Consider the following 20550-nt stretch of genomic DNA (forward strand, 5'->3'; position numbering starts at 1 on the left):
CGAAGGGCATCACAGACACCATGGCGACCTCGACGACGACCGGTGACGGCACCGGCCTGGTGGAGATGGCGTGGGACCCGATCACACGGATCGTGGGCAGCCTCGGCATCCACACGAAAATCGACTTCAAGCAGAAGCGGGTCGCCGAGTGCTACAGCACCTCGTCCGTCTTCCGCGGCTACAGCGTCTTCATGCGGGGCAAGGACCCGCGCGACGCGCACTTCATCACCAGCCGCATCTGCGGCATCTGCGGCGACAACCACGCCACCTGCTCGGTGTACACGCAGAACATGGCGTACGGCGTGAAGCCGCCGCACCTCGGTGAGTGGATCATCAACTGCGGCGAGTCCGCGGAGTTCATGTTCGACCACAACATCTTCCAGGAGAACCTGGTCGGGGTCGACTACTGCGAGAAGATGGTCCGCGAGACCAACCCGGGGGTGCTCGAACTCGCCGAACGCACCGAGGCGCCGCACGCCGCCGAGCACGGCTACCGCACCATCGCCGACATCATGCGCTCGCTCAACCCGCTGGAGGGCGAGTTCTACCGCGAGGCCCTGGCGGTCAGCCGCTACACGCGGGAGATGTTCTGCCTGATGGAGGGCCGCCACGTCCACCCCTCCACGCTGTACCCGGGCGGCGTCGGCACCATCGGCTCCGTACAGCTCTTCACGGACTACATGACCCGGCTCATGCGGTACGTGGAGTTCATGAAGCGGGTCGTGCCGCTCCACGACGACCTGTTCGACTTCTTCTACGAGGCGCTGCCCGGGTACGAGGAGGTCGGCCGCCGGCGCGTGCTGCTCGGGTGCTGGGGAGCGTTCAACGACCCCGAGTACTGCGACTTCACATACGCCAACATGACGGACTGGGGACGGCGCATGTTCGTCACCCCCGGCGTCATCGTGGACGGCAAGCTGGTCACCAACGACCTCACCGAGATCAACCTCGGCATCCGCATCCTGCTGGGCAGCTCCTACTACGAGGACTGGGCGGGCCAGGAGCAGTTCGTCACCCACGACCCGCTCGGCAACCCGGTCGACCCGCGCCACCCGTGGAACCAGCACACCATCCCGGCCCCGCAGAAGCGGGACTTCAACGACAAATACAGTTGGGTGATGTCCCCGCGCTGGTTCGACGGCAAGGACCACCTGCCGCTCGACACCGGCGGCGGCCCCATCGCACGCCTGTGGTCGACCGCCCTTTCGGGCCTCGTGGACATCGGGTACGTGAAGGCGACCGGGCACAGCGTGGTCATCAACCTGCCGCGCACGCTCACCAAGCCGGAGACCACCTTCGAGTGGAAGATCCCCCGCTGGAGCAACGCGCTGGAACGCAACCGCGCCCGCACCTACTTCCAGGCGTACGCGGCCGCCGTCGCGCTGCACTCCGCGGAGATGGGCCTCGCCGAGGTGCGCGCCGGACGCACCCAGACCTGGGAGAAGTTCGAGGTGCCGGACGAGTCCATCGGTGTCGGTTTCACCGAGGCGGTACGCGGCGTCCTCTCGCACCACATGGTCATCCGGGACGGCAAGATCGCCAACTACCACCCGTACCCGCCGACGCCGTGGAACGCCTCCACCCGCGACACCTACGGGACGCCCGGGCCGTACGAGGACGCCGTGCAGAACACGCCCATCTTCGAGGAGAACACCCCGGAGAACTTCAAGGGCATCGACATCATGCGCGCCGTGCGCAGCTTCGACCCGTGCCTGCCCTGCGGGGTGCACATGTACGTCGGTGACGGCAGGACCGTGAAGTCCATGCACGTCCCCACCGGCCTGAGCGGCCTGGCCGGATGAGCGGCACCACGGGCATGAACGCGGAGACGGCCGGCCGGCGGGTCGAGGAGGTCCTCGACCGGCTGGCCGACTCCGGCGACCGCGCGGCGTGCGAGACCGCCGAGGAACTCGTCCGGGTCCTCATGGAGTTCTACGGGGCCGGGCTCGCCCGTACGGTGGATCTGCTGCGACAGCACCCCGACGCCCTCGCCGCCCTGCTGGGTGACGAGCTCGTCGCCGGCCTGCTGGTCCTGCACGGGCTGCACCCGGACGACGTGTCCCGGCGCATCGACCGGGCGCTCGAAGGGCTGCCCCAGCCGGTGGTGAGCGACGGCTTCGACCCCGCGACCGGTGTGCTGCGCGTGCGGCTCACCGGATCGGGGGGCTGCGGCTGCGCCGGCACCCTGGAGGGCGTCGGGCAGGCGGCACGGGACGCCCTCGCGTCCTTCGCGCCCGAGGTGACGGCGGTGGACGTGCGGGAGCCGGCCCGCGAGCCCGCCCTGCTCCAGATCGGCTCCGGTCCGCCGCGCCCCGTCGACCACGGCCGCTCACCGGCCACGACGCCGTGAGCGCGCCGGCGGCCGGCGGAGTACGGGGGCTGCGCCGCTTCGTGGCGCCGCCACGGCCCCGCGAGGAGCGCTGCGAACTGTGCGCGGCGCCCCTGGCCGGCGAGCGTCACCGGCACCTCGTCGACACCGAGAAGCGGGCGCTGGCCTGCGCCTGTGGCCCCTGCGCCCAGTTGCTGGACGGCTCCGGCGGGGCGGGGGGCCGCTTCCGCGCGGTCCCCGGCCGCTACCTGAGCGACCCCGCGCACGGCATCGACGAGCGCGCCTGGGAGCACCTGCGCATCCCCGTCGGCGTCGCGTTCTTCTTCCGCAACTCGGCGCTCGACCGGCTCGTCGCGCTCTACCCGAGCCCGGCCGGGGCGACCGAGAGCGAACTGGAACCCGACTCCTGGCAGGCCGTACTGGCCGGCTCGCCCCTCGCGGGGCTCCTGGAACCCGACGTGGAGGCGCTGCTGCTGCGCCGCCACCAGGGCGAGGTCGAGTGCTACCTGGTGCCCGTCGACATCTGTTACGAACTGGTGGGCCGGATGCGCCTGCGGTGGCAGGGCTTCGACGGCGGCGCGGAGGCCCGCGCCGACCTGGACGCCTTCTTCGCCGACGTACGCGACCGCGCCCGTGACGTCCGAGGGAGCGGGTCGTGACCGACTTCGCCTTCGCCTGCACCGGGGTGCGCGCCGATCCGTACGCGGCGGGCCCCACCCTGGTGTTCAAGCTGCGCATCACCGCGTCCGACCGGGCCCGCGTCCACGCGCTGGCCCTGCGCTGCCAGATCCGCATCGAGCCGGTGCGGCGCGGCTACGGCGACGCCGAGGCCGCCCGGCTGAGCGACCTGTTCGGTGAGCGCTCGCGCTGGGGCGGCAGCCTGCACCCGGTGCAGTTCGCCCAGGTGTCGGTGATGGTTCCCGGCTTCACCGGCGAGGCCGAGACCGACCTGGTGGTGCCCTGCACCTACGACATGGACGTCGCGTCCACCCGGTACTTCCACGCCCTGGAGGAGGGGGAGGTGCCCCTGCTGATGCTGTTCTCCGGCACCGCGTTCACCGGCGCCGGCGGCTTCCGTGTCGAGCCGGTCCCCTGGGACAAGGAGGCCGCCTTCCGCATGCCCGTGAAGACCTGGCGGGAGATGATCGACCAGCACTTCCCCGGCTCCGGCTGGGTCCGGCTGCCCCGGGACACCATGGACGCCCTCCTCGCCCACCGGTCGCGGCGCGCCCTGCCGTCCTGGGAGGCGACCGTGGAGGAGCTCCTCGACACGGCCGGGGAGAGGACGCCATGACGACCACGCCGTCCACGACGACGTTCACGACGACGACGTTCACCCCCGCGACCGAGGCGCGGCTGGCGGTGGCGCGCCGGGTCGCCGACGCGGTGCTCTTCGAGGGATACGTGCTCTATCCGTACCGCGCGTCGGCCGCCAAGAACCGGCTGCGCTGGCAGTTCGGCGTGCTGGTGCCGCCGGCCTGGACGGCGCGGGCCGAGGAGCACGACTTCCAGCACACCGAACTGCTGATGGAGCCCAGGCGCGGTGCCGAACTCGCCGTGGAGGTCCGCTTCCTGCACACGCAGCGGCGCACGGTGCAGCGGCCGTGCCCGGACGGCACCTTCGAGACGGTGGCCGAACTGCGCCTGGACGACCAGGTGGTCGTCCCGTGGGACGAGGGCCACGAACAGACCGTCCGGCTCACCGTTCCCGTGGAGTCCCTGGCGGGCGAGGGGATCACCGTCCCGTTCACCCGCCCGGCGGCCGAGGAGACCGAACCGGTCACCGACTCCGCCGGGCGGGTGGTGGGCCGGCTGGTACGCCGCCGCGAGGAGGTCGGCGGTGCGCTGCGCCTGTCGGCGGCCGAGCTGGAGGGCCCGTACCGCACGTACCGGCTGAGCCTGGTGGTGGAGAACACCAGCGGCTGGACGCCGGACGGCGACGCGGACCGCGACGCCGCCCTGCCCCGGTCCCTGGTCGCCACGCACGCCCTGCTGTGCCTGGACTCGGGGCGGTTCCTGTCGATGACCGATCCGCCGGAGTGGGCGCGGGGAGCGGCCGCCGCGTGCCGCAACCTGCACACCTGGCCGGTGCTGGCCGGGGAGCCGGGCCGGGGCGACCTGGTGCTCTCCTCGCCGATCATCCTGGAGGACCACCCGGCGATCGCTCCCGAGAGCCCGGGCGCGCTGTACGACGCGACGGAGATCGACGAGATCCTGGCGCTGCGCACCGCCGCGCTCACGGACGAGGAGAAGCGCGAGGCCCGCGGTACGGACGCCCGGGCCGCGGCCGTCATCGACCTCGCCGACTCCATGCCGCCGGAGGTCCTGGAGCGCCTCCACGGCGCCGTACGGGGCCTGCGCGAGGTGACCGCCGGGGCGGCCCCGCCGGCCACCGCGGTACCGTCCGACCCCTTCCGGCAGGGCGGGGTGACGCGGCCGGACACCCCCTGGTGGGACCCGGGCGCGGACGCGACCGTGGACCCGGCCACCGACCACGTCCTCGTCGGCGGACGGCCGGTACGGGCCGGCAGCCGGGTGGTGCTCCGCCCCCGGCTGCGCCGCACCGACGCCCAGGACCTGTTCCTCAGCGGACGCAGCGCCCTGGTGGAAGCGGTCCTGCACGACGTCGACGGCGGCGTGCACATCGCGGTCACCGTCGAGGACGACCCGGGCGCCGACATCCGCCGCGAGCAGGGACGGTTCCTCTACTTCCAGCCCGACGAGGTCGACGTCATGGAGGACGCGTGACGACCCCCGCACCGGCCCGCCCGCGCACCCTTGTCGCCGGGGCGGGCAACGTCTTCCTCGGCGACGACGGCTTCGGCGTCGAGGCGGCACGCGCGCTGGCCGCCCTGGGCCCGCCCGCCGGCGTCGAGGTCGCCGACATCGGCATCCGCGGCGTCCACCTGGCGTACCGGCTCCTCGACGGGTACGACACCCTCGTCCTCCTGGACGCGACGGCCCGCGGCGGCGCACCGGGCACGCTGTACGTCATCGACGCCACCGAGCCGGGTGCCCGGCAGCCGGCCGAGGGCGTGCCCCTGGACGGCCACCGCATGTCCCCCGACGCCGTACTGGCGCTGCTGGACACCCTGTGCGCGGGCACCGGTGCCACGCCGCCGCGGCGCACCCTGGTCGTGGGCTGCGAGCCCGCCACGGTCGAGGAGGGCATGGGGCTCAGCCCGCCCGTGGCCGCCGCGGTCCCCGAGGCGGTGCGTCTGGTCACCGAGCTGGTGGCCGAACCGCTCCCCGGCGAAGCCGTCCTGCGGGACTGACCCGCCCCACCGACCCCCTCCCCCGACACACCGACCCTCATGGAGAGCACCATGAACAAGCGCCTCATCGGCGGTGCCGCCGCCGCGACCGCCGCCACCGCCCTCGCGGCCATCGTCGCGAACGTCCTGCCCGACGTCCGCCGCTACCTGCGCATCCGCCGGATGTGACCCACCGGCCCCGTGCCCGGCGCCGTCCCACGGACCCGGGTGGGCCGAACGGCCTACGCAGCCGTGGGACCCCGGCGCGCCGGTCGGCGCGCCGCCGGGTCACGGCCCTGTAATGGGCGCCGGAGAGACATCCCCGGGCCCGGACGGAGACCGATGCACGAGATGTCCGTGGCCCTGTCCGTCGTGGACCAGGTCGAGCAGGCGGCACGGTCCCGCGGCGTGCGGGCCGTCCAGCACGTGCACCTCGACGTCGGAGAGCTGGCCGGAGTGGTGGCCGACTCGCTCCACTTCTGCTTCACCCTCGCCTGTGCCGGGACCCTCCTGGAGGGCGCCGAGCTCGTCACCCGTCCCGTCCCCGGCAGCGCGCGGTGCGCGCCGTGCGGGCGGACCTGGGAGACCGGAATGCCGCCGGACATGCTGTGCCCCGGCTGCCGCGCCGCCGCCACCGAGCTGGTGGGGGGCCGTGAACTGCGCATCACCGAGGTGCGCTGGGCCGAGGACACCCCCGCGCCCGGCCTCCCCGGCACGGCCGGCACCACCCCCGCAACCATCCTCGAGGAGAGCTGACGATGTGCCGTGTGGTCGACCTGAAGCAGGCGGTCCTCGCCAGGAACACCATGGCCGCCGGCGTCCTGCGCGATGAACTGACGGCCAGGGGCACGACCGTGGTGAACCTGCTCTCCAGCCCCGGCAGCGGCAAGACCGCCCTCCTGGAGCGGGAGCTGACGATCGCCCGGGAACGCGGCGTCCCGGCCGCCGCGCTGACGGCCGACCTCGCCACCGAGAACGACGCGGTGCGCCTGGGCCGTTCCGGGGTGCCGGTCAAGCAGGTGCTCACGGACGGGCTGTGCCATCTGGAGGCGGACATGCTCGCCGGGCACCTGCACAACTGGCTCCCGGAGGGCACCCGGCTGCTGTTCGTGGAGAACGTGGGCAACCTGGTGTGCCCGGCGTCGTACGACCTCGGCGAGACGCTGCGGGTGGTCCTCGCCTCGGTCACCGAGGGCGAGGACAAGCCGCTGAAGTACCCCACCGCGTTCGGCCTCGCGCACCTCGTGATCGTCACCAAGGCCGATCTGGCCGGTCCCGCCGAGTTCGACGAGGCCGCCTTCCGGGCCAACGTGCAGCAGGTCAACCCCGGTGTGGAGGTCGCCCTCAGCTCCGTACGCGGTGGACTGGGCGCCGGTCTGCTGGTGGAGCGGGCGCTGGCGGCGGCCGGAGGGGCGGCGGTGCACGCCCCGGTGATGGCACGGGCACAGGCGTGAACGCGACGCCCGGCGTTGCCGCGCCACGGCACGCGGCGGTGGCGCCGGCCGGGCCGGTGCGGCGCGTCCGGGCCGTCGTGCGGGGGGTGGTGCAGGGGGTCGGGTTCCGGCCGTACGTGTACGGCCTGGCGTCGGAGCTGCGGCTCGCCGGACATGTGACCAACACGGGTGACGGTGTAGTCGTGGAGGTCGAGGGCGAGGCGGCGGCCGTCGAGCGGTTCTGCGCGCGCCTCGCGCCGGAGGCCCCGCCGCTGGCCGTCGTGGAGTCGGTGGACACCGCCGACCTGCCTCCCACCGGCGGCAGCGGCTTCGGCATCGTCCCCTCCCGCGCGTCGGGTCCCGTGCGCACCCTGGTCGCGCCCGACACCGCCACCTGCGACGACTGCCTGGCCGAGCTGGCCGACCCCGCGGACCGCCGCCACCGCCACCCCTTCATCACCTGCACGCACTGCGGGCCGAGGTTCACCATCGTCACCGGCCTGCCGTACGACCGTGAGCACACCACGATGGCGGGGTTCCCGCTGTGCCCCGCGTGCGACCGCGAGTACCGCGACCCGGCCGACCGCCGCTTCCACGCGCAGCCCGTGGCGTGCCCCTCGTGCGGCCCGCGCCTCCGGCTCGTCACGGCCGCCCCGCACGCGCGGCCCGCGGGCGAGGACCCCGTCGGCGCGGCGCGTGCGCTGCTCGCGTCCGGGGCGATCGTCGCGGTCAAGGGCGTCGGCGGGTACCACCTGGCCTGTGACGCCACCGACGCCCGGGCGGTCGGCGAGCTGCGCCGCCGCAAGGCGCGCGGGGGCAAGCCCTTCGCGCTGATGGCCCGGGACGTGTCGGACGTGGCGCACCTGGTGCACGTCGGCCCCGCCGAGCGGGAGCTGCTCACCGGCCGCGTCCGCCCGATCGTGCTGGTGCGGCGGCGCACCGGCGCACCGGTGCCACCGGGAGCGCCCGTGCCGGCCGGGGCGGTGGCGCCCGGCAGCCCCGACCTCGGGGTGATGCTGCCGTACACACCGGTGCACCATCTGCTGCTCGGCCCGGGCGGGCCCCGGCTGCTGGTGATGACCAGCGGGAACGTCTCCGGGGAACCCATCGTCACCGACGACGACGAGGCCCTGGAGCGGCTGGCGGGCCTGGCCGACGCCTGGCTCACCCACGACCGGCCCATCCATGTGCCGTGCGACGACTCGGTGGTACGCGTCTGCGACGGCGAAGCGCTGGTGCTGCGCCGCTCCCGCGGCTACGCCCCGCTGCCGCTGACCCTGCCGGTGCCGGTGGTGCCCGCGCTGGCGGTGGGCGGCGACCTGAAGAACGTCTTCTGCCTCGGGGAGGGGACGAGGGCGTGGCTGTCCGCCCACGTCGGGGACATGGACGACCTCGCCACCCAGGGCGCCTTCGACCGCGCCGAACGGCAGCTCGAGTCCATCACGGGCGTCCGCCCCGGAGTGCTCGTCACCGACACGCACCCCGGGTACCGCTCGGGTGCCTGGGCACGGCGGCATGCCGCGGGGCGCCCCGTGGCACGGGTCCAGCACCACCACGCGCACGTGGCCGCCGTGATGGCCGAGCACGGCGTGGCCGAAGGGCAGCGGGTGGTCGGGGTGGCGTTCGACGGCACGGGGCACGGGACCGACGGCGCGGTGTGGGGCGGGGAGTTCCTGCTCGCGGACTACGGCGGCTTCCACCGGTTCGCGCACCTGGCGTACGTACCGCTGCCCGGGGGTGACGCGGCCGTGCGGCGGCCGTACCGCATGGCGCTGGCGCACCTGTGGGCGGCGGGCATCACGGCGGAGGTGGACCTGCCGTGCGCCGCCGCGTGCCCGACGGAGGAACGGGCGGTGCTGGAGCGGCAGTTGGGGCGGGGGCTGAACTGTGTGCCCACCTCCAGCATGGGGCGGCTCTTCGACGCGGTCTCGTCGCTGGCGGGGGTGTGCCACCACGCCGAGTACGAGGCGCGGGCCGCGATCGAGCTGGAGGCGGCCGCGGTCGCCGCCGGGAGCGGGGACGAGGACCCGCGGTACGTCTTCCGCCTGGCCGGCCGGGGCAGGGGCGACGCGTCGCCGGTGTCCGCCGATCCGGCCCCCCTGCTGGCCGCGGTCGTCGAGGACGTACGGCGTGGTGTCCCCGCCCCGGTCGTCGCGGCCCGCTTCCACGCGGCGGTGGCCCGGCTGGTGCGCACGGTGTGCGCGCTGGCCCGCGAGGCGGCCGGGCTGGAGACGGTGGCGCTGACCGGTGGGGTCTTCTCCAACGCGCTGCTGTCGTCGGCCTGCGCACGCGGGCTGCGCGCGGACGGGTTCACCGTGCTGCGCCACCGGAACGTCCCGCCGAACGACGGGGGGATCGCCCTCGGTCAGCTCGTCGTGGCCGCCCGCGCCGGATCGGCGGACACGGACACCGCCACGGACGCGGATGCGGTGGCGCGACAGTGAGGAGACACATATGTGCCTGGCGGTACCAGGGAAGGTACTGGGGGTCGAGGAACGCAACGGCACACGCATGGCCAGCGTCGACTTCGGCGGCGTGGTCAAGGAGGTGTGCCTGGAGTACCTGCCGGACCTTCAGGTGGGTGAGTACGCGATCGTCCACGTCGGTTTCGCCCTGCAGCGGCTGGACGAGGAGTCGGCCCGCCGGACGCTGGAGCTGTTCGAGAACCTCGGCATGCTCCAGGAGGAGTTCGGTGATCCGTGGGAGCTGGCCGCCGCGGAGGCGGGCGCGACCGACGGTCACGGGGCGGACGGTCACGGGGCGGACGGCGCCGCCGCGGCCGGGGAGGTGCTGCGGTGAAGTACATCGACGAGTTCCAGAACCCCGAGCTCGCGGCGCGGCTGCTCGACGAGATCAGGGCCACCGTGACCAGGCCCTGGGCGCTGATGGAGGTGTGCGGCGGCCAGACGCACACGATCATCCGCCACGGGATCGACCAGCTCCTGCCCGAGGAGGTGGAGCTGATCCACGGCCCCGGGTGTCCGGTGTGCGTGACCCCGCTCGAGGTGATCGACAAGGCGCTGGAGATCGCGTCGCGCCCCGAGGTGATCTTCTGCTCCTTCGGCGACATGCTGCGGGTGCCGGGCACCGGCCGTGACCTGTTCCAGGTACGCGGGGAGGGCGGCGACGTCCGGGTGGTGTACTCGCCGCTGGACGCGCTGAGGATCGCTGAGGAGAACCCGGACCGGGAGGTCGTCTTCTTCGGCATCGGCTTCGAGACGACCGCGCCGCCCAACGCGATGGCGGTGCACCAGGCGCGCAAGCGCGGCATCGGCAACTTCAGCCTGCTGGTGTCGCACGTGCGGGTCCCGCCCGCGATCGAGGCGATCATGCGGTCGCCGGACTGCCGTGTCCAGGGCTTCCTGGCGGCCGGCCATGTGTGCAGCGTGATGGGGACCGAGGAGTACCCCGGGCTCGCCGACCGGTTCGGGGTGCCGATCGTGGTCACCGGCTTCGAGCCGCTCGACATCCTCGAGGGCGTACGGCGTACCGTGCGGCAGCTCGAGCGGGGCGAGCACCGGGTGGAGAACGCCTACGAGCGTGCCGTCCGGCCGGAGGGCAACCCCGCCGCCCGGGCGATGCTGGACGACGTCTTCGAGGTCACCGACCGGGCCTGGCGCGGCATCGGCGTCATTCCCGACAGCGGGTGGCGGCTGTCCGCGCGCTACCGGGACCACGACGCCGAGCACCGCTTCCAGGTCGGTGACATCACCACCCAGGAGCCGGCCGAGTGCCGCAGCGGCGAGGTGCTGCAAGGGCTGCTGAAGCCGCACGAGTGCGAGGCGTTCGGCACCACGTGCACGCCGCGTACCCCGCTCGGGGCCACGATGGTCTCCAGTGAGGGCGCGTGCGCCGCGTACTACCTGTACCGGCGGCTCGACCTGCCGGCCCGCCCGGCTCCGGTCGAGGCCCCGGTGACCGTGGCGACCCCGGCGGCCCTGGCGGCCGCACCCGACACCCTGGAGGGCAGCCCCGTTGTCTGACACGTACACAGGGCCGGACGTCCTGTCGTGGAGCTGTCCCGCCCCGCTGCGGGACCGGCCGCGGGTGGTGATGGGGCACGGCGGGGGCGGCGCGATGTCCGCCGAGCTCGTGGAGCAGGTCTTCCTGCCCGCCCTGGGCGGCCCGCCGCCGGGTGGGCTGACCGACTCGGCCACGGTCGAGCTGGGCGGGGCGCGGCTCGCGTTCTCCACGGACTCGTTCGTGGTGCGGCCCCTGTTCTTCCCGGGCGGGAGCATCGGTGACCTCGCCGTCAACGGCACGGTCAACGACCTGGCGATGAGCGGCGCCCGGCCGGCGTTCCTGTCGTGCGGCGTCATCCTGGAGGAGGGCGTCGAGATCGCCACCGTGGGCCGGGTCGCCGAGGCGCTGGGCGCCGCCGCCCGCGCGGCCGGTGTACGGGTGGTGACGGGCGACACCAAGGTCGTGGAGTCCGGTCACGGCGACGGGGTCTACATCAACACCGCGGGCATCGGGCTGGTCCCGCCCGGCGTCGATCCGCGTCCGGAGCGGGTCGTGCCCGGGGACGTCGTCATCGTCAGCGGGGCCATCGGCCTGCACGGTGTGGCCATCCTGAGCGAGCGGGAGAACCTGGAGTTCGAGGCCGAGATCGAGAGCGACTGCGCGGCGCTCGGCGGCCTGGTGGAGGCGATGCTGGCGGTCACCCCGGACGTGCACGTGATGCGCGACCCCACCCGAGGGGGTCTGGCCGCCTCGCTCAACGAGATCGCGGCGGCCTCGGGCACCGGGGTGGTGGTGCGGGAGCGCGCCGTCCCGGTGCCGCCGCCGGTGGCCAGTGCCTGCGCGATCCTGGGCCTCGACCCGATGTACGTGGCCAACGAGGGCAAGCTCGTGGCGTTCGTGCCCCGGGACCGGGCCGAGGCGGTGCTCGCCGCGATGCGGGCGCACCCGCTGGGCGCCGAGGCGGCGGTCATCGGTGAGGCGGTGGCCGAGCATCCCGGGATGGTCGTGGCCCGGACGGGCCTGGGCGGGACGCGTGTGGTGGACATGCCGCTCGGGGAGCAGCTCCCGCGCATCTGCTGACCGGTGCCGCCTGGGCCCGCGCCCCGTGGGTTCAGGCGGCCGGGCCCCGCCTGCCGGGGCGGGTGTCCAGGGTCCAGGTGTGGGTGCAGCCGGGGCACTGCAGGTGGACCCGGGCGCCCTCGTTGGCGATGAGGTAGCGCCAGTGGTCCGCGCAGTTGCGCCGCTCCGCGCAGGTCACGCAGTCCCGGGCGTCGTCGCACCCGGGGCACGGCACCCAGGCGCGGCGGGCCCGGTCCGCCTGCGGGTCAATGGGAAGCCGCATCGCCCGTGTCCCGTCCGGGCAGCACACCGGCCTCCACCAGCATGGCGTACGTCCGCTCCTGCTCCGCGTCCAGCCCGGAGTACAGCAGGCGGTAGGCCTCGTCCTCCGAGCGGAGCACGGCCAGGGGGTCCCAGTCGTCCCCCATGGCGGCCACGACCGAGGCGCGGCGGCGGGACTCCTCCAGGGTGAGGTCGATCGAGAAGGCCACGGGTTCGTGGCCGGGGCTGTCGTTCATGCGCGGAGCACTTTCCCACGGGATTCACTGGTCCCAGCCACCTGTACCAGCGTGGGTGTCCGTGCCGGAAGGCATTGTGACGGACCTCATCGGCACCGCCGGCATCGCCCGGGGGCCACCGCGTACGCGGTGCGGGTCAGGTGGTGGGAGTGGGCCAGGGGACGTCGGTCTCGACGGCGGCGGTGTAGTCGATGCCGGGGACGGAGAAGCCGTAGAGCCGGCGGACCTCGTCGCTGAACCAGTCCAGGTCGGCGAGTGCGGTGATGGTGCCGCTGGTGGCGGAGTCCCATCGTTCGGCGACGGCCCGCTGAACGGCGGGGTCCATCTCCCAGGTGTCGAGGCGGACGCGGCCCTCGTCGTCGAGGTCGAGGGGGCGGGCGCCGGTCAGCCGGTCCCACAGCTCCACCAGTTGTCCGACCGGGGCCACCATGGCGTCGCCGAGGACGCCGCGCAGCAGCCCGACGTACAGCGCGATGCCGGGGACGGCGGTGGAGGACTGGGTGACGGCGGCGGCGTTGACCGAGGTCATGGCCCGGCCGCCCACGGTCTTGCGGAGCCGCTCGTCCAGCGTCCGCGCGGTGGCTTCCAGGTGGGACTTCGCCGCGCCGATGGTGCCCTGCCGGTAGATCGCGGCGGTGAGCGGCGAGCCGATGTAGGAAAGGGCGGCCGTGGAGAACCCGGGGGCGAGCAGGGACCGGTCGGCCAGGAACGTGACCCACCGCTCCCAGTCCGCGCCGCCCATCACCGCCACGGTCTGCTCGACGTCGTCGCCCTCGGCGGGTGCGGTGGTGACCTCCTTCACCTCCGGGGCGCCGTGTTCGTCGAGGACGAGGGTCTTGGTGGTGTGCGGCGAGCCGGTCGGCTTGAGGACCGAGGCGTACACGTCGCCGGTGTCCGGGTCGGTGCGGCGGGGCGCGGCCACCGAGTAGACGAGGTGGTCGAGTCGTCCTCCGAACCGCTCGGCGAGGAGGTCGGCGACCTGCTCCTTCACCGCGTCGCTGAACGCGTCTCCGTTGACGAACACCATGTCGCGCCCGTGCTGCCGGGCGAGGCGGGCGGTGGCGGCGGTGCGGTACCAACCGGCCGTTCCGGTGCGCCGCGCGGGCGCCTTCTCGAAGCACACGCCGATGCCGCGGATGCCGGCCCGGGCCAGACCCGCGATGGTGGCGGCCAGGCCGTACCCGGCGGAGGAGCCGATGACCAGCGCCACCGGTCCGTCGCCCACCGCGGTGACGGGGGCGGGGACGGCCTGCCACATCTCGTCCACCAGCCGGCGGCAGCCCTCGGGGTGGGAGTCGAGGAACAGGAAGCCCCGGCTCCTGGGCTCGATGACGCGTTCGCTCACGGTGGTGCCCCTGGTGTGGTGACGGACGAGGACGCGGCGGCCGCATGGGCCCGCCGCCCTGCAAGTCTGCGGCCGTGCGGAGCACCGCCGTGATCTTGACCGGGCACAACGATGTCCCGCCGGGTTTGGAGGGTTCCCACCAGCTCCGGCGGCCCTGGCGCGCCGAAGGGTCGCCGCGGCCGCAGCCGGGTGCGGGGTCAGGGCGTGGCGCGGAGGGTGCGGTGGGCGGTGGCCCGGAGGTGGTCCAGGACGTCGGGGTCCGCGTCGAGGGTGTAGTCGGCGGGGAGGCCGGCGCGGGCGGCGACGAACGCGGCGGGGTCGTCGCCGGGCAGCGCGCGGGCGGGTACGCGCCGGCCGGTGGGGACGGGGTCGGTGATGCGGTCCAGGCGGAAGACGCGCCAGTCGTCCTTGGCGGTGCCGTGGGCGAGCAGGTACCACAGGCCGCCCGAGGCGACGAGGTGCTGGGGCTCGACGCGGCGCGGGGTGGTCGTGCCGGTGCGGTCGGTGTAGGCGAAGGCGAGGATCTCGTGGTCGCGGCAGGCGACGGCGAGGGTGGCGAGGAGGGCCGGGTCGGCGCGTGGCCCCCCGCCTTCCCAGGCGATGCCGGCGACGGACGTCTGGAGGGCGGTGACCTTGCCGCGCAGGCGGCGGGGCAGGACGTGTTCCAGTTTGGCCGGGGCCCGCAGGGCGGTCTCCTCGATGCCCGTGAGGCCTCCCGCGGCGGTGCGCAGGGCGACGGCCACGGCGACGGCCTCGTCGTCGTCGAGGAGCAGCGGCGGCAGGGTGGCCCCGGAGGCGAGCCGGTAGCCGCCGGCGTGGCCACGCGCGCTGTCGACCGGGTAGCCCAGGCCCCGGAGCCGGTCGATGTCACGGCGTACGGTCCGGACGGTGACCTCGAGCCGGTCGGCCAGGTCGGTGCCGGACCACTCCCGGCGGGTCTGCGACAGGGACAGCAGGCGCAGCATCCGGGCGGTCATGTCGCGGTCATGATCCCACTACGGCCCACTCAAAGGACATGACCTGTCCTGAAAGGACCCTGGGGTGGAACCACCGGAACGGGATGAAAAAGGAATTCGCCGACGCGGCGGCCGCCGCGGACGGACTGGTCATCAACGTCATCGACGGCATCGACGGCATCGACGGCCACAACGCCCGCGCCGCCCTGGCGCCCATGGCCGACCGGCTCGCCGGCAAGACGCTCATCGACTACGCCGTGCCCTACGTCTACCGGTACGAGACCGAGCACCCGTGGCCCACCCCGTGGGGCGTCATGCCCAAGCTGGACCCGTGCGACACGGACAGCCTCGCCGAGCGGATCCGGCGCGCGCTGCCCGACACCAAGGTCGTCAAGAGCTTCGTCACCCAGGAGCAGACCACCGTGGTCGACCCGGCGGCCGTGGGCGGCGGCGACCACACCATGTTCGTCGCCGGCGACCACGCGGACGCGAAGCAGCGGACCACCGATCTCCTCAGGTCCTACGGGTGGAGCGACATCCTCGGCCTCGGTCCGCTGGTGTGCGCCCGTGGCATGGAGATGTACGCCCACATGCACTCCGCCATCGGCTTCGGCCTGGGCCACCGGTTCGGCGGCGCCTTCGGCGTCAAGGTGGTCCGCTGACGGCGGTCCGCGCCGGGGCCGGTCGGGGCCGGAGGGGACCGGCCGGGGTGGGTGCGGCTACGTCCGGGGGCCGACCCCGAGGACGTCGAGCATCGCCCGGGCGGCCGGGCTGGGGTTGAAGCGGCTCCAGGCCAGGTACTCGATGCGGCGCGGGCCGTCGACCACGGGAACCAGGGCCAGTTCGGGGTCGTCGGCGGCCAGGGGTTCCACGAACGCCGAGGGCAGCAGCGCGATGCCGAGCCCGCGGGCGATCAGCCGGGTGATGAGCTCGGCGACCCCGGCCTCGTAGGCGACGTCCCGGACCAGGCCCGCCGCGGTGAACGCCCGGTCGGACTGGGCCCGGGCGGGTGTGCCGTCCACGAAGTCGACGAAGGTCTCCCCCGCGACCTCCGCCAGTGCGACCCGGGACGCTCCCGCGAGCCGGTGACCGGCCGGGACGACCAGCACGTGGGCGTCGTCGTCGAGCACGAGGGTCTCCACACCGGCGGGCCGCTCGCCCTCCGGCAGGCCGAGGAAGGCGATGTCCAGGTCGCCGTCGCGGATGGCCGCCGCCAGTTCGTCGCTGCCCCCGGCGCGCAGGAGCACCCGCACGTCCGGGTACCGGGCCCGGTAGCGCGCGAGCAGCTCGGGTACGTCGACGGCGGCCGTGGTCACGAGCACGCCGACGGCGAGCCGGCCGCGTACCACACCGGCGGCTGCCGAGGCGTCGGCGACCGCGCGGTCGGCGGCGGCCAGGCACTCGCGGGCGGCGGCGAGGAACGCCGTTCCCGCGCTGGTCAGTTCGACGCGGCGGCTGGAGCGGGCGAAGAGCCTGACCCCGAGCTCCCGCTCCAGGCCCGCGATCCGGTGGCTGAGGGCCGACTGCACCACCGAGCAACGCTCGGCCGCACGCGTGAAGTTGCGGGTCTCGGCCACGGCGACGACGTAGCGCATCTGCTGGAGGTCCACGCCACCATCGTTGCTGTTCATGGCTGGCATGACAACCATGTGTTGGATTCATACAGGGAGGCGGCGGAGACTGCACCGCATGCACACCCTGACCGAGCGGCCACCGGGCCCGCTCCCGCTCCCGTACGCGCGGCAGGCGGCCACCGTCGCACTGACCGCACTCGCTCCGGCGGCGTGGGGCACCACCTACGCCGTGACCACACAACTGCTGCCGCCCGGGCACCCGTTGTTCGCCGGACTGATGCGCGCCCTACCCGCCGGACTGCTCGCGCTCGCCCTCACCCGCGTACTCCCGCGCGGCGACTGGTGGGGCAAGGCCGCCGTCCTCGGCGTGCTCAACATCGGCGCCCTGTTCCCCCTGCTGTTCCTGGCCGCCGAACGGCTCCCCGGCGGGGTCGCGGCCACCCTCGGCGCCACCCAGCCCCTGATGGTCGCGGGGCTGGCCGTCGCGGTGGTCCACGACCGGCCCTCGGCCTGGCGGTTGGTCTGGGGCGTGCTCGGTGCGGTCGGTGTCGGACTCGTCGTGCTCGGCCCGGGCGCCCGGCTGGACGCCGTCGGGGTGCTCGCCGGACTCGGCGGAACGGCTTCCATGGCGGCGGGGGTCGTCCTCACCAAGCGCTGGGGCCGTCCCCCGGGCGTCGGCCCGATGGCCCTGGCCGGCTGGCAACTGACGGTCGGCGGCCTGCTCCTGCTGCCGCTCGCGCTCACGGTGGAGGGGGTGCCGCACCGGATCGACGCCGGAGCCGTCGGCGGCTACCTGTGGCTCGGCAGCGTGGGCGGCCTGATCGCGTACACGCTGTGGTTCCGCGGCATCGGCAGCCTGCCGGTCGGCGCGTCCGCGCCGCTCGTGCTGCTGTCCCCCCTGGTCGCGACCGTCGTCGGCATCGTGCTCGGCGAATCGCTGACGCTGCCTCAGGCACTGGGGTTCGCCCTCGCCCTGGCCGCCCTGCTCGCCGCCCAGTTCGACATCAGGAGCCTGCCCGGACGCGTCCGCCGACGGGGGACACGCGGGGACGCGCGGACACGAGGAGGACGTACACGATGAACACGAGGAATGGGATGGATGCGATGGACTCCACGGACATGATGGCGACGCGGCCGGCGCCGGCGCGGGCGACGACGGCGGGTCCGAGGGCGACCGGCATGACGATCGCGGTGCTCGGGGCCTCCGGGATGGTCGGCAGCCGGGTGGTACGGGAGGCCGGTGGCCGCGGGCACCAGGTCCTGGGGCTGTCCCGCACACCGGTGAGCGAGGACCCGCGGGTGATCCCTGTGGCGGTCGATGTGAACGACCCGCATGCCCTGCGCGAGGCGCTCGCGGGCGCCGCCCGGCCGCACGGCGCCGCGGAGGCCGTCGTGCTGAGCGTGCGGACGTACCCGGTGGACCAGGAGTTCCTGGTGCGTACCACCCGCACGGTGCTGGACACGGCGGCGGAACTCGGTACGCGCGTCCTCGTGGTCGGCGGCGCGGGTGCGCTGCGCAGCCCGGACGACCCCGGCCTGCTGGTGGCCGACAACCCGCTGTACGTGCCCGACGAAGTGAGGGTCATCGCCGGGGCGGGCGTCGCTCAGTTGCGGGCCTGCCAGGACCACGGGAGTGCCGACTGGGTCTACCTGAGCCCGCCCGCCCTGCTCGAACCGGGCGCGCGGACCGGCCACTACCGCAGAGGCACCGACACGCTGCTCACCGCCGCCGACGGCCGCTCACGGATCAGCGCCGAGGACCTGGCCGTGGCGGTGGTCGACGAACTCGAAAACCCGGGTCACGCACGCCACTTCACGGTCGTCCACCGGGACGGACACCTCCCGGCCTGAGCGGTGCGGGGGTCCGGCCGCCGCGGCGTCACGTGCCCGCGTGCCCTACGGCGCCACCCGCGCCTTCCACTCCTGGGCGAGGAGGCCGAGCAGCACCTCGTCCAGGAACTCGCCCATCACCCAGGCCGAGGAGCGCAGTACGCCCTCGCGGACGAAGCCGTTGCGTTCGGCGGAGCGCAGCATCGCGGTGTTGTCCGCCAGGGTCTCGATCTGGAGCCGCCGCAGACCGCGCACGATGAAACCGTAGTGGCACAGCACCGCCACCACGTCGGTGCCGTAGCCCTTGCCGCGGAAGGACGGCAGCAGCCCCGGCGCTCCACCACGGAGAACCGGACGCGCCCCTGATCGTCGTCGTCCGCCACGAGCCGGGGGTCGTCCGAGCCCGGCGTGATCGGCCGCCACGGCCCGCTCTCGGTCCGCGAGGCGTTCACCACGTCGTCGCAGAGCTCGGCCCGCAAGATGGGCATGTCGTCCGCGTGCCGGGCCCTGAGCCCCACCTTGCCGTGCCCTTCCCGCCTTCCGCCGACGGCGCGGTGTCGTCGACCACCCGGGCTCGTCGGGTGCGACGGGGCGGGACTTCAGGCGGCGAGCAGGCCGATGCCCAGGGCGAGCAGGGTCAGGGCCTTGACGGCCTCGGTGGCCACGTAGAGGAGGTGGGCACGGGAGCGGGGCAGGGTCTCTCCGGCGAGGACGCGGTCGGAACGCCGGTTGAGGGCGGGCCGGATGGCCAGGAGTTGTACGGCGAGCGACACCGTCGCCAGGCAGGTGGGCACGGTGACGGACACCGGAGGGCCGCCGGAGGCGACCGCGGCGATCACGGCGGCGGCGAGCACCGTTTCGGCGCGGTTGAGGGCCCGGAAGACGATGCGGCCGATGCCGAGGCCGATGGGCACGGTCACGCCGGGCGCCCGGAACTTCAGCGGTGCCTCCATGAAGGAGATCGCCAGGACCATGCCGAACCAGATGAAGGTGGCGGCGGTGGCGATGCCGGCCGACGTGGCGTTCATGGTGTGCGCTCCCTCGTGACGTCGGATCAGTCCCGGCCGAGCCAGAGGTCGGGGCCGAAGACCTCGTAGTGGATGTCCCGCGCGGGCACGCCCCTGCCGAGCAGGTCGCCGCGTACCGCGCGCATGAAGGGCAGCGGCCCGCACAGGTAGGCGGTCAGCCCGTCCGGGAGTTCCGTCGCCGTGACGTCGGCGCGTCCACGTGCCGCCTCCGGGGCGTGGGCGCCGGGCTCCTCGTACCAGAGGTGCAGGGTGGCGTTCGGGAGCGCGCGCACCAGGCGGTGCAGCTCGTCCCGGTGGGCGTGGTCGGCGGGTGTGCGGTCGGCGTGCACCACGGTGACCCGCCGGGTGGAGCCCTCGGCGGCCAGGTGGTGCAGGAGGGACAGCATGGGCGTGGTGCCGATGCCCGCCGACGCGAGCAGCAGCGGCCCTTCGCCGCCGGGCAGCACCAGGTCGCCGAACGGGGCCGAGACGGTGAGGACGTCACCGGCGCGGGCGTGCCCGTGCAGCCAGGAGGAGACCTCGCCCTCGGGACCGTCGCCGCCCTTGACGTGCTTGACGGTGATGCGCCACCGGTCGCCGTCGGGGGCTCCGGACAGGCTGTACTGGCGTACCTGGCGGGCGCCGTCCGGGAGTTCGGCCCGGACGCTGACGTACTGGCCCGGGCGGAAGGTGCCGGCGGGGCGGCCGTCGGCGCGGCGCAGGACGAAGGACACCGCGTCCGGGGTCTCGTCGTGGCGCTCGGTGATCCGCATCGGGCGCCAGATCTCGCCCTCGGCGGTTCCGGCCTCCTGGTAGAGCCGGGTCTCGACGGCGATCAGGGCGTTGGCCATCAGCCAGTAGACCTCGTCCCAGGCCTCGGCCACGTCCGGGGTGACGGCGTCACCGAGGACGTCGGCGATGGCGGCGAAGAGATGCCGGTGGACGAGCTTGTACTGGTCGGACGTGACGCCGAGCGAGGCGTGCTTGTGCGCGATGCGGGCGAGCATCGCGTCCGGCCGGGCGCCGGGGTGTTCGACGAGCATGCTCGCGAAGGCGGCGATCGAGCCGGCCAGGGCCTGCCGCTGCTCTCCGTTGGCCTGGTTCCCGCGGTTGAAGAGGTCGCGCAGCAGCTCGGGCCGGTCGTCGAAGAGCTTGGCGTAGAACCGCTGCGTGATGTCGGCGAGGGCGGCCCCGACGACGGGGAGGGTGGCGCGGACGACCGGCGTGGACTGCTCGGAGAGCACGGCGACTCCTTGAATAGGTAAATGATCTTCGTGTTTTT

Annotated in this window: 23 protein-coding genes and 1 pseudogene; 16 read left to right on the forward strand and 8 right to left on the reverse strand. The window is 74.0% G+C overall.

Going from position 1 to position 20550, the window contains the following annotated elements; translation table 11 throughout:
- Positions 1–20 precede the first annotated feature (20 nt).
- The 13 genes from E2B92_RS01450 (at position 21) to hypE (ending at position 12059) form a co-directional block, all read left to right on the forward strand.
- Positions 21–1802 (forward strand): nickel-dependent hydrogenase large subunit, encoded by a 1782-nt coding sequence (locus E2B92_RS01450; protein ID WP_126884465.1) that lies wholly within the window; start codon positions 21–23, stop codon positions 1800–1802.
- Complete coding sequence (locus tag E2B92_RS01455) at positions 1799–2350, forward strand: hypothetical protein (RefSeq protein ID WP_126884464.1); 552 nt, start codon at positions 1799–1801, stop codon at positions 2348–2350. The genes E2B92_RS01450 and E2B92_RS01455 overlap by 4 nt, the downstream gene beginning before the upstream one ends.
- On the forward strand, positions 2347–2988 hold the full coding sequence (locus E2B92_RS01460) for a DUF5947 family protein (protein ID WP_126884463.1): 642 nt from the start codon (positions 2347–2349) through the stop codon (positions 2986–2988). The genes E2B92_RS01455 and E2B92_RS01460 overlap by 4 nt, the downstream gene beginning before the upstream one ends.
- Entirely contained in the window at positions 2985–3623 is a 639-nt protein-coding gene (locus E2B92_RS01465; RefSeq protein ID WP_126884462.1) for a DUF6084 family protein, read from the forward strand. The genes E2B92_RS01460 and E2B92_RS01465 overlap by 4 nt, the downstream gene beginning before the upstream one ends.
- Positions 3620–5077 carry a hypothetical protein gene (locus E2B92_RS01470; RefSeq protein ID WP_126884461.1) on the forward strand — a complete coding sequence of 486 codons (1458 nt, stop codon included), beginning with the start codon at positions 3620–3622 and terminating at the stop codon, positions 5075–5077. The genes E2B92_RS01465 and E2B92_RS01470 overlap by 4 nt, the downstream gene beginning before the upstream one ends.
- Positions 5074–5604, forward strand: a complete 531-nt coding sequence (locus E2B92_RS01475) for a hydrogenase maturation protease (RefSeq protein WP_126884460.1) — start codon at positions 5074–5076, stop codon at positions 5602–5604. Before E2B92_RS01470 ends, E2B92_RS01475 begins: the two co-directional genes overlap by 4 nt.
- A 51-nt stretch (positions 5605–5655) precedes the next feature.
- On the forward strand, positions 5656–5772 hold the full coding sequence (locus E2B92_RS34060) for a DUF6893 family small protein (RefSeq protein ID WP_382678384.1): 117 nt from the start codon (positions 5656–5658) through the stop codon (positions 5770–5772).
- Between the two features lie 153 nt (positions 5773–5925).
- A complete protein-coding gene (locus E2B92_RS01480; RefSeq protein ID WP_126886136.1) occupies positions 5926–6339 on the forward strand; it encodes a hydrogenase maturation nickel metallochaperone HypA/HybF in 414 nt (137 codons plus the stop codon).
- Positions 6340–6341: 2 nt separating this feature from the next.
- On the forward strand, positions 6342–7037 hold the full coding sequence (hypB, locus tag E2B92_RS01485) for a hydrogenase nickel incorporation protein HypB (protein WP_126886137.1): 696 nt from the start codon (positions 6342–6344) through the stop codon (positions 7035–7037).
- A gap of 38 nt (positions 7038–7075) precedes the next feature.
- Positions 7076–9460, forward strand: a complete 2385-nt coding sequence (gene hypF, locus E2B92_RS01490) for a carbamoyltransferase HypF (RefSeq protein WP_399431747.1) — start codon at positions 7076–7078, stop codon at positions 9458–9460.
- 10 nt (positions 9461–9470) lie between these two features.
- Positions 9471–9815 (forward strand): HypC/HybG/HupF family hydrogenase formation chaperone, encoded by a 345-nt coding sequence (locus tag E2B92_RS01495; RefSeq protein ID WP_126886141.1) that lies wholly within the window; start codon positions 9471–9473, stop codon positions 9813–9815.
- On the forward strand, positions 9812–10999 hold the full coding sequence (gene hypD / locus E2B92_RS01500) for a hydrogenase formation protein HypD (RefSeq protein WP_126886143.1): 1188 nt from the start codon (positions 9812–9814) through the stop codon (positions 10997–10999). The genes E2B92_RS01495 and hypD overlap by 4 nt, the downstream gene beginning before the upstream one ends.
- Positions 11000–11069: 70 nt before the next feature.
- The gene (hypE, locus tag E2B92_RS01505; RefSeq protein ID WP_185923621.1) at positions 11070–12059 is read left to right on the forward strand and encodes a hydrogenase expression/formation protein HypE; all 990 of its coding nucleotides are present in this window, start codon (positions 11070–11072) and stop codon (positions 12057–12059) included.
- A 31-nt stretch (positions 12060–12090) separates the two neighbouring features.
- On the opposite strand, the gene E2B92_RS01510 is transcribed toward hypE, so the two are convergent.
- From E2B92_RS01510 to E2B92_RS01525, 4 genes are all read right to left on the reverse strand, one after another.
- The gene (locus tag E2B92_RS01510) at positions 12091–12321 is read right to left on the reverse strand and encodes a hypothetical protein (RefSeq protein WP_126886147.1); all 231 of its coding nucleotides are present in this window, start codon (positions 12319–12321) and stop codon (positions 12091–12093) included.
- Positions 12305–12556 (reverse strand): DUF6400 family protein, encoded by a 252-nt coding sequence (locus tag E2B92_RS01515; RefSeq protein WP_126886148.1) that lies wholly within the window; start codon positions 12554–12556, stop codon positions 12305–12307. Before E2B92_RS01515 ends, E2B92_RS01510 begins: the two co-directional genes overlap by 17 nt.
- A 136-nt stretch (positions 12557–12692) precedes the next feature.
- Positions 12693–13901 (reverse strand): enoyl-[acyl-carrier-protein] reductase FabV, encoded by a 1209-nt coding sequence (fabV, locus tag E2B92_RS01520; RefSeq protein WP_126886150.1) that lies wholly within the window; start codon positions 13899–13901, stop codon positions 12693–12695.
- A gap of 197 nt (positions 13902–14098) precedes the next feature.
- Positions 14099–14878, reverse strand: a complete 780-nt coding sequence (locus E2B92_RS01525; protein WP_126886152.1) for a helix-turn-helix transcriptional regulator — start codon at positions 14876–14878, stop codon at positions 14099–14101.
- Positions 14879–14961: 83 nt separating this feature from the next.
- Between E2B92_RS01525 and E2B92_RS01530 the strand changes: the two genes are divergently transcribed.
- Positions 14962–15519, forward strand: a complete 558-nt coding sequence (locus E2B92_RS01530; RefSeq protein ID WP_235023635.1) for an NADPH-dependent F420 reductase — start codon at positions 14962–14964, stop codon at positions 15517–15519.
- Between the two features lie 57 nt (positions 15520–15576).
- Here E2B92_RS01530 and E2B92_RS01535 read toward each other — a convergent pair whose 3' ends face one another.
- The gene (locus tag E2B92_RS01535; RefSeq protein ID WP_126886177.1) at positions 15577–16467 is read right to left on the reverse strand and encodes a LysR family transcriptional regulator; all 891 of its coding nucleotides are present in this window, start codon (positions 16465–16467) and stop codon (positions 15577–15579) included.
- 79 nt (positions 16468–16546) lie between these two features.
- Here E2B92_RS01535 and E2B92_RS01540 point away from each other — a divergent pair, with 79 nt between their 5' ends.
- Together E2B92_RS01540 and E2B92_RS01545 are read left to right on the forward strand one after the other, a co-directional pair.
- Complete coding sequence (locus E2B92_RS01540; protein WP_126886154.1) at positions 16547–17512, forward strand: EamA family transporter; 966 nt, start codon at positions 16547–16549, stop codon at positions 17510–17512.
- Positions 17513–17610: 98 nt separating this feature from the next.
- Positions 17611–18282 (forward strand): NAD(P)-dependent oxidoreductase, encoded by a 672-nt coding sequence (locus E2B92_RS01545; RefSeq protein ID WP_126886179.1) that lies wholly within the window; start codon positions 17611–17613, stop codon positions 18280–18282.
- Positions 18283–18327: 45 nt separating this feature from the next.
- Here the strand turns inward: E2B92_RS01545 and E2B92_RS01550 are convergent.
- The 3 genes and pseudogenes from E2B92_RS01550 to E2B92_RS01560 form a co-directional block, all read right to left on the reverse strand.
- A pseudogene (locus tag E2B92_RS01550) lies at positions 18328–18749 on the reverse strand (GNAT family N-acetyltransferase).
- A 111-nt stretch (positions 18750–18860) separates the two neighbouring features.
- Positions 18861–19289 (reverse strand): hypothetical protein, encoded by a 429-nt coding sequence (locus E2B92_RS01555; protein WP_126886156.1) that lies wholly within the window; start codon positions 19287–19289, stop codon positions 18861–18863.
- A 26-nt stretch (positions 19290–19315) separates the two neighbouring features.
- A complete protein-coding gene (locus E2B92_RS01560) occupies positions 19316–20512 on the reverse strand; it encodes a globin domain-containing protein (protein WP_126886157.1) in 1197 nt (398 codons plus the stop codon).
- Positions 20513–20550: the final 38 nt, after the last annotated feature.

The organism is Streptomyces sp. WAC05374 (genome assembly GCF_004353505.1).
In the GTDB taxonomy this organism is placed as follows: domain Bacteria; phylum Actinomycetota; class Actinomycetes; order Streptomycetales; family Streptomycetaceae; genus Streptomyces.

Coding starts and splice junctions, on each gene's coding strand:
- E2B92_RS01450 (WP_126884465.1), top strand. CDS start 21: ATGGCGACCTCGACGACGACCGGTGACGGCACCGGCCTGGTGGAGATG.
- E2B92_RS01455 (WP_126884464.1), top strand. CDS start 1,799: ATGAGCGGCACCACGGGCATGAACGCGGAGACGGCCGGCCGGCGGGTC.
- E2B92_RS01470 (WP_126884461.1), top strand. CDS start 3,620: ATGACGACCACGCCGTCCACGACGACGTTCACGACGACGACGTTCACC.
- E2B92_RS34060 (WP_382678384.1), top strand. CDS start 5,656: ATGAACAAGCGCCTCATCGGCGGTGCCGCCGCCGCGACCGCCGCCACC.
- E2B92_RS01480 (WP_126886136.1), top strand. CDS start 5,926: ATGCACGAGATGTCCGTGGCCCTGTCCGTCGTGGACCAGGTCGAGCAG.
- hypB (WP_126886137.1), top strand. CDS start 6,342: ATGTGCCGTGTGGTCGACCTGAAGCAGGCGGTCCTCGCCAGGAACACC.
- E2B92_RS01495 (WP_126886141.1), top strand. CDS start 9,471: ATGTGCCTGGCGGTACCAGGGAAGGTACTGGGGGTCGAGGAACGCAAC.
- hypE (WP_185923621.1), top strand. CDS start 11,070: ATGGGGCACGGCGGGGGCGGCGCGATGTCCGCCGAGCTCGTGGAGCAG.
- E2B92_RS01510 (WP_126886147.1), bottom strand. CDS start 12,321: ATGCGGCTTCCCATTGACCCGCAGGCGGACCGGGCCCGCCGCGCCTGG.
- E2B92_RS01515 (WP_126886148.1), bottom strand. CDS start 12,556: ATGAACGACAGCCCCGGCCACGAACCCGTGGCCTTCTCGATCGACCTC.
- E2B92_RS01525 (WP_126886152.1), bottom strand. CDS start 14,878: ATGACCGCCCGGATGCTGCGCCTGCTGTCCCTGTCGCAGACCCGCCGG.
- E2B92_RS01530 (WP_235023635.1), top strand. CDS start 14,962: ATGAAAAAGGAATTCGCCGACGCGGCGGCCGCCGCGGACGGACTGGTC.
- E2B92_RS01540 (WP_126886154.1), top strand. CDS start 16,547: ATGCACACCCTGACCGAGCGGCCACCGGGCCCGCTCCCGCTCCCGTAC.
- E2B92_RS01545 (WP_126886179.1), top strand. CDS start 17,611: ATGACGATCGCGGTGCTCGGGGCCTCCGGGATGGTCGGCAGCCGGGTG.
- E2B92_RS01555 (WP_126886156.1), bottom strand. CDS start 19,289: ATGAACGCCACGTCGGCCGGCATCGCCACCGCCGCCACCTTCATCTGG.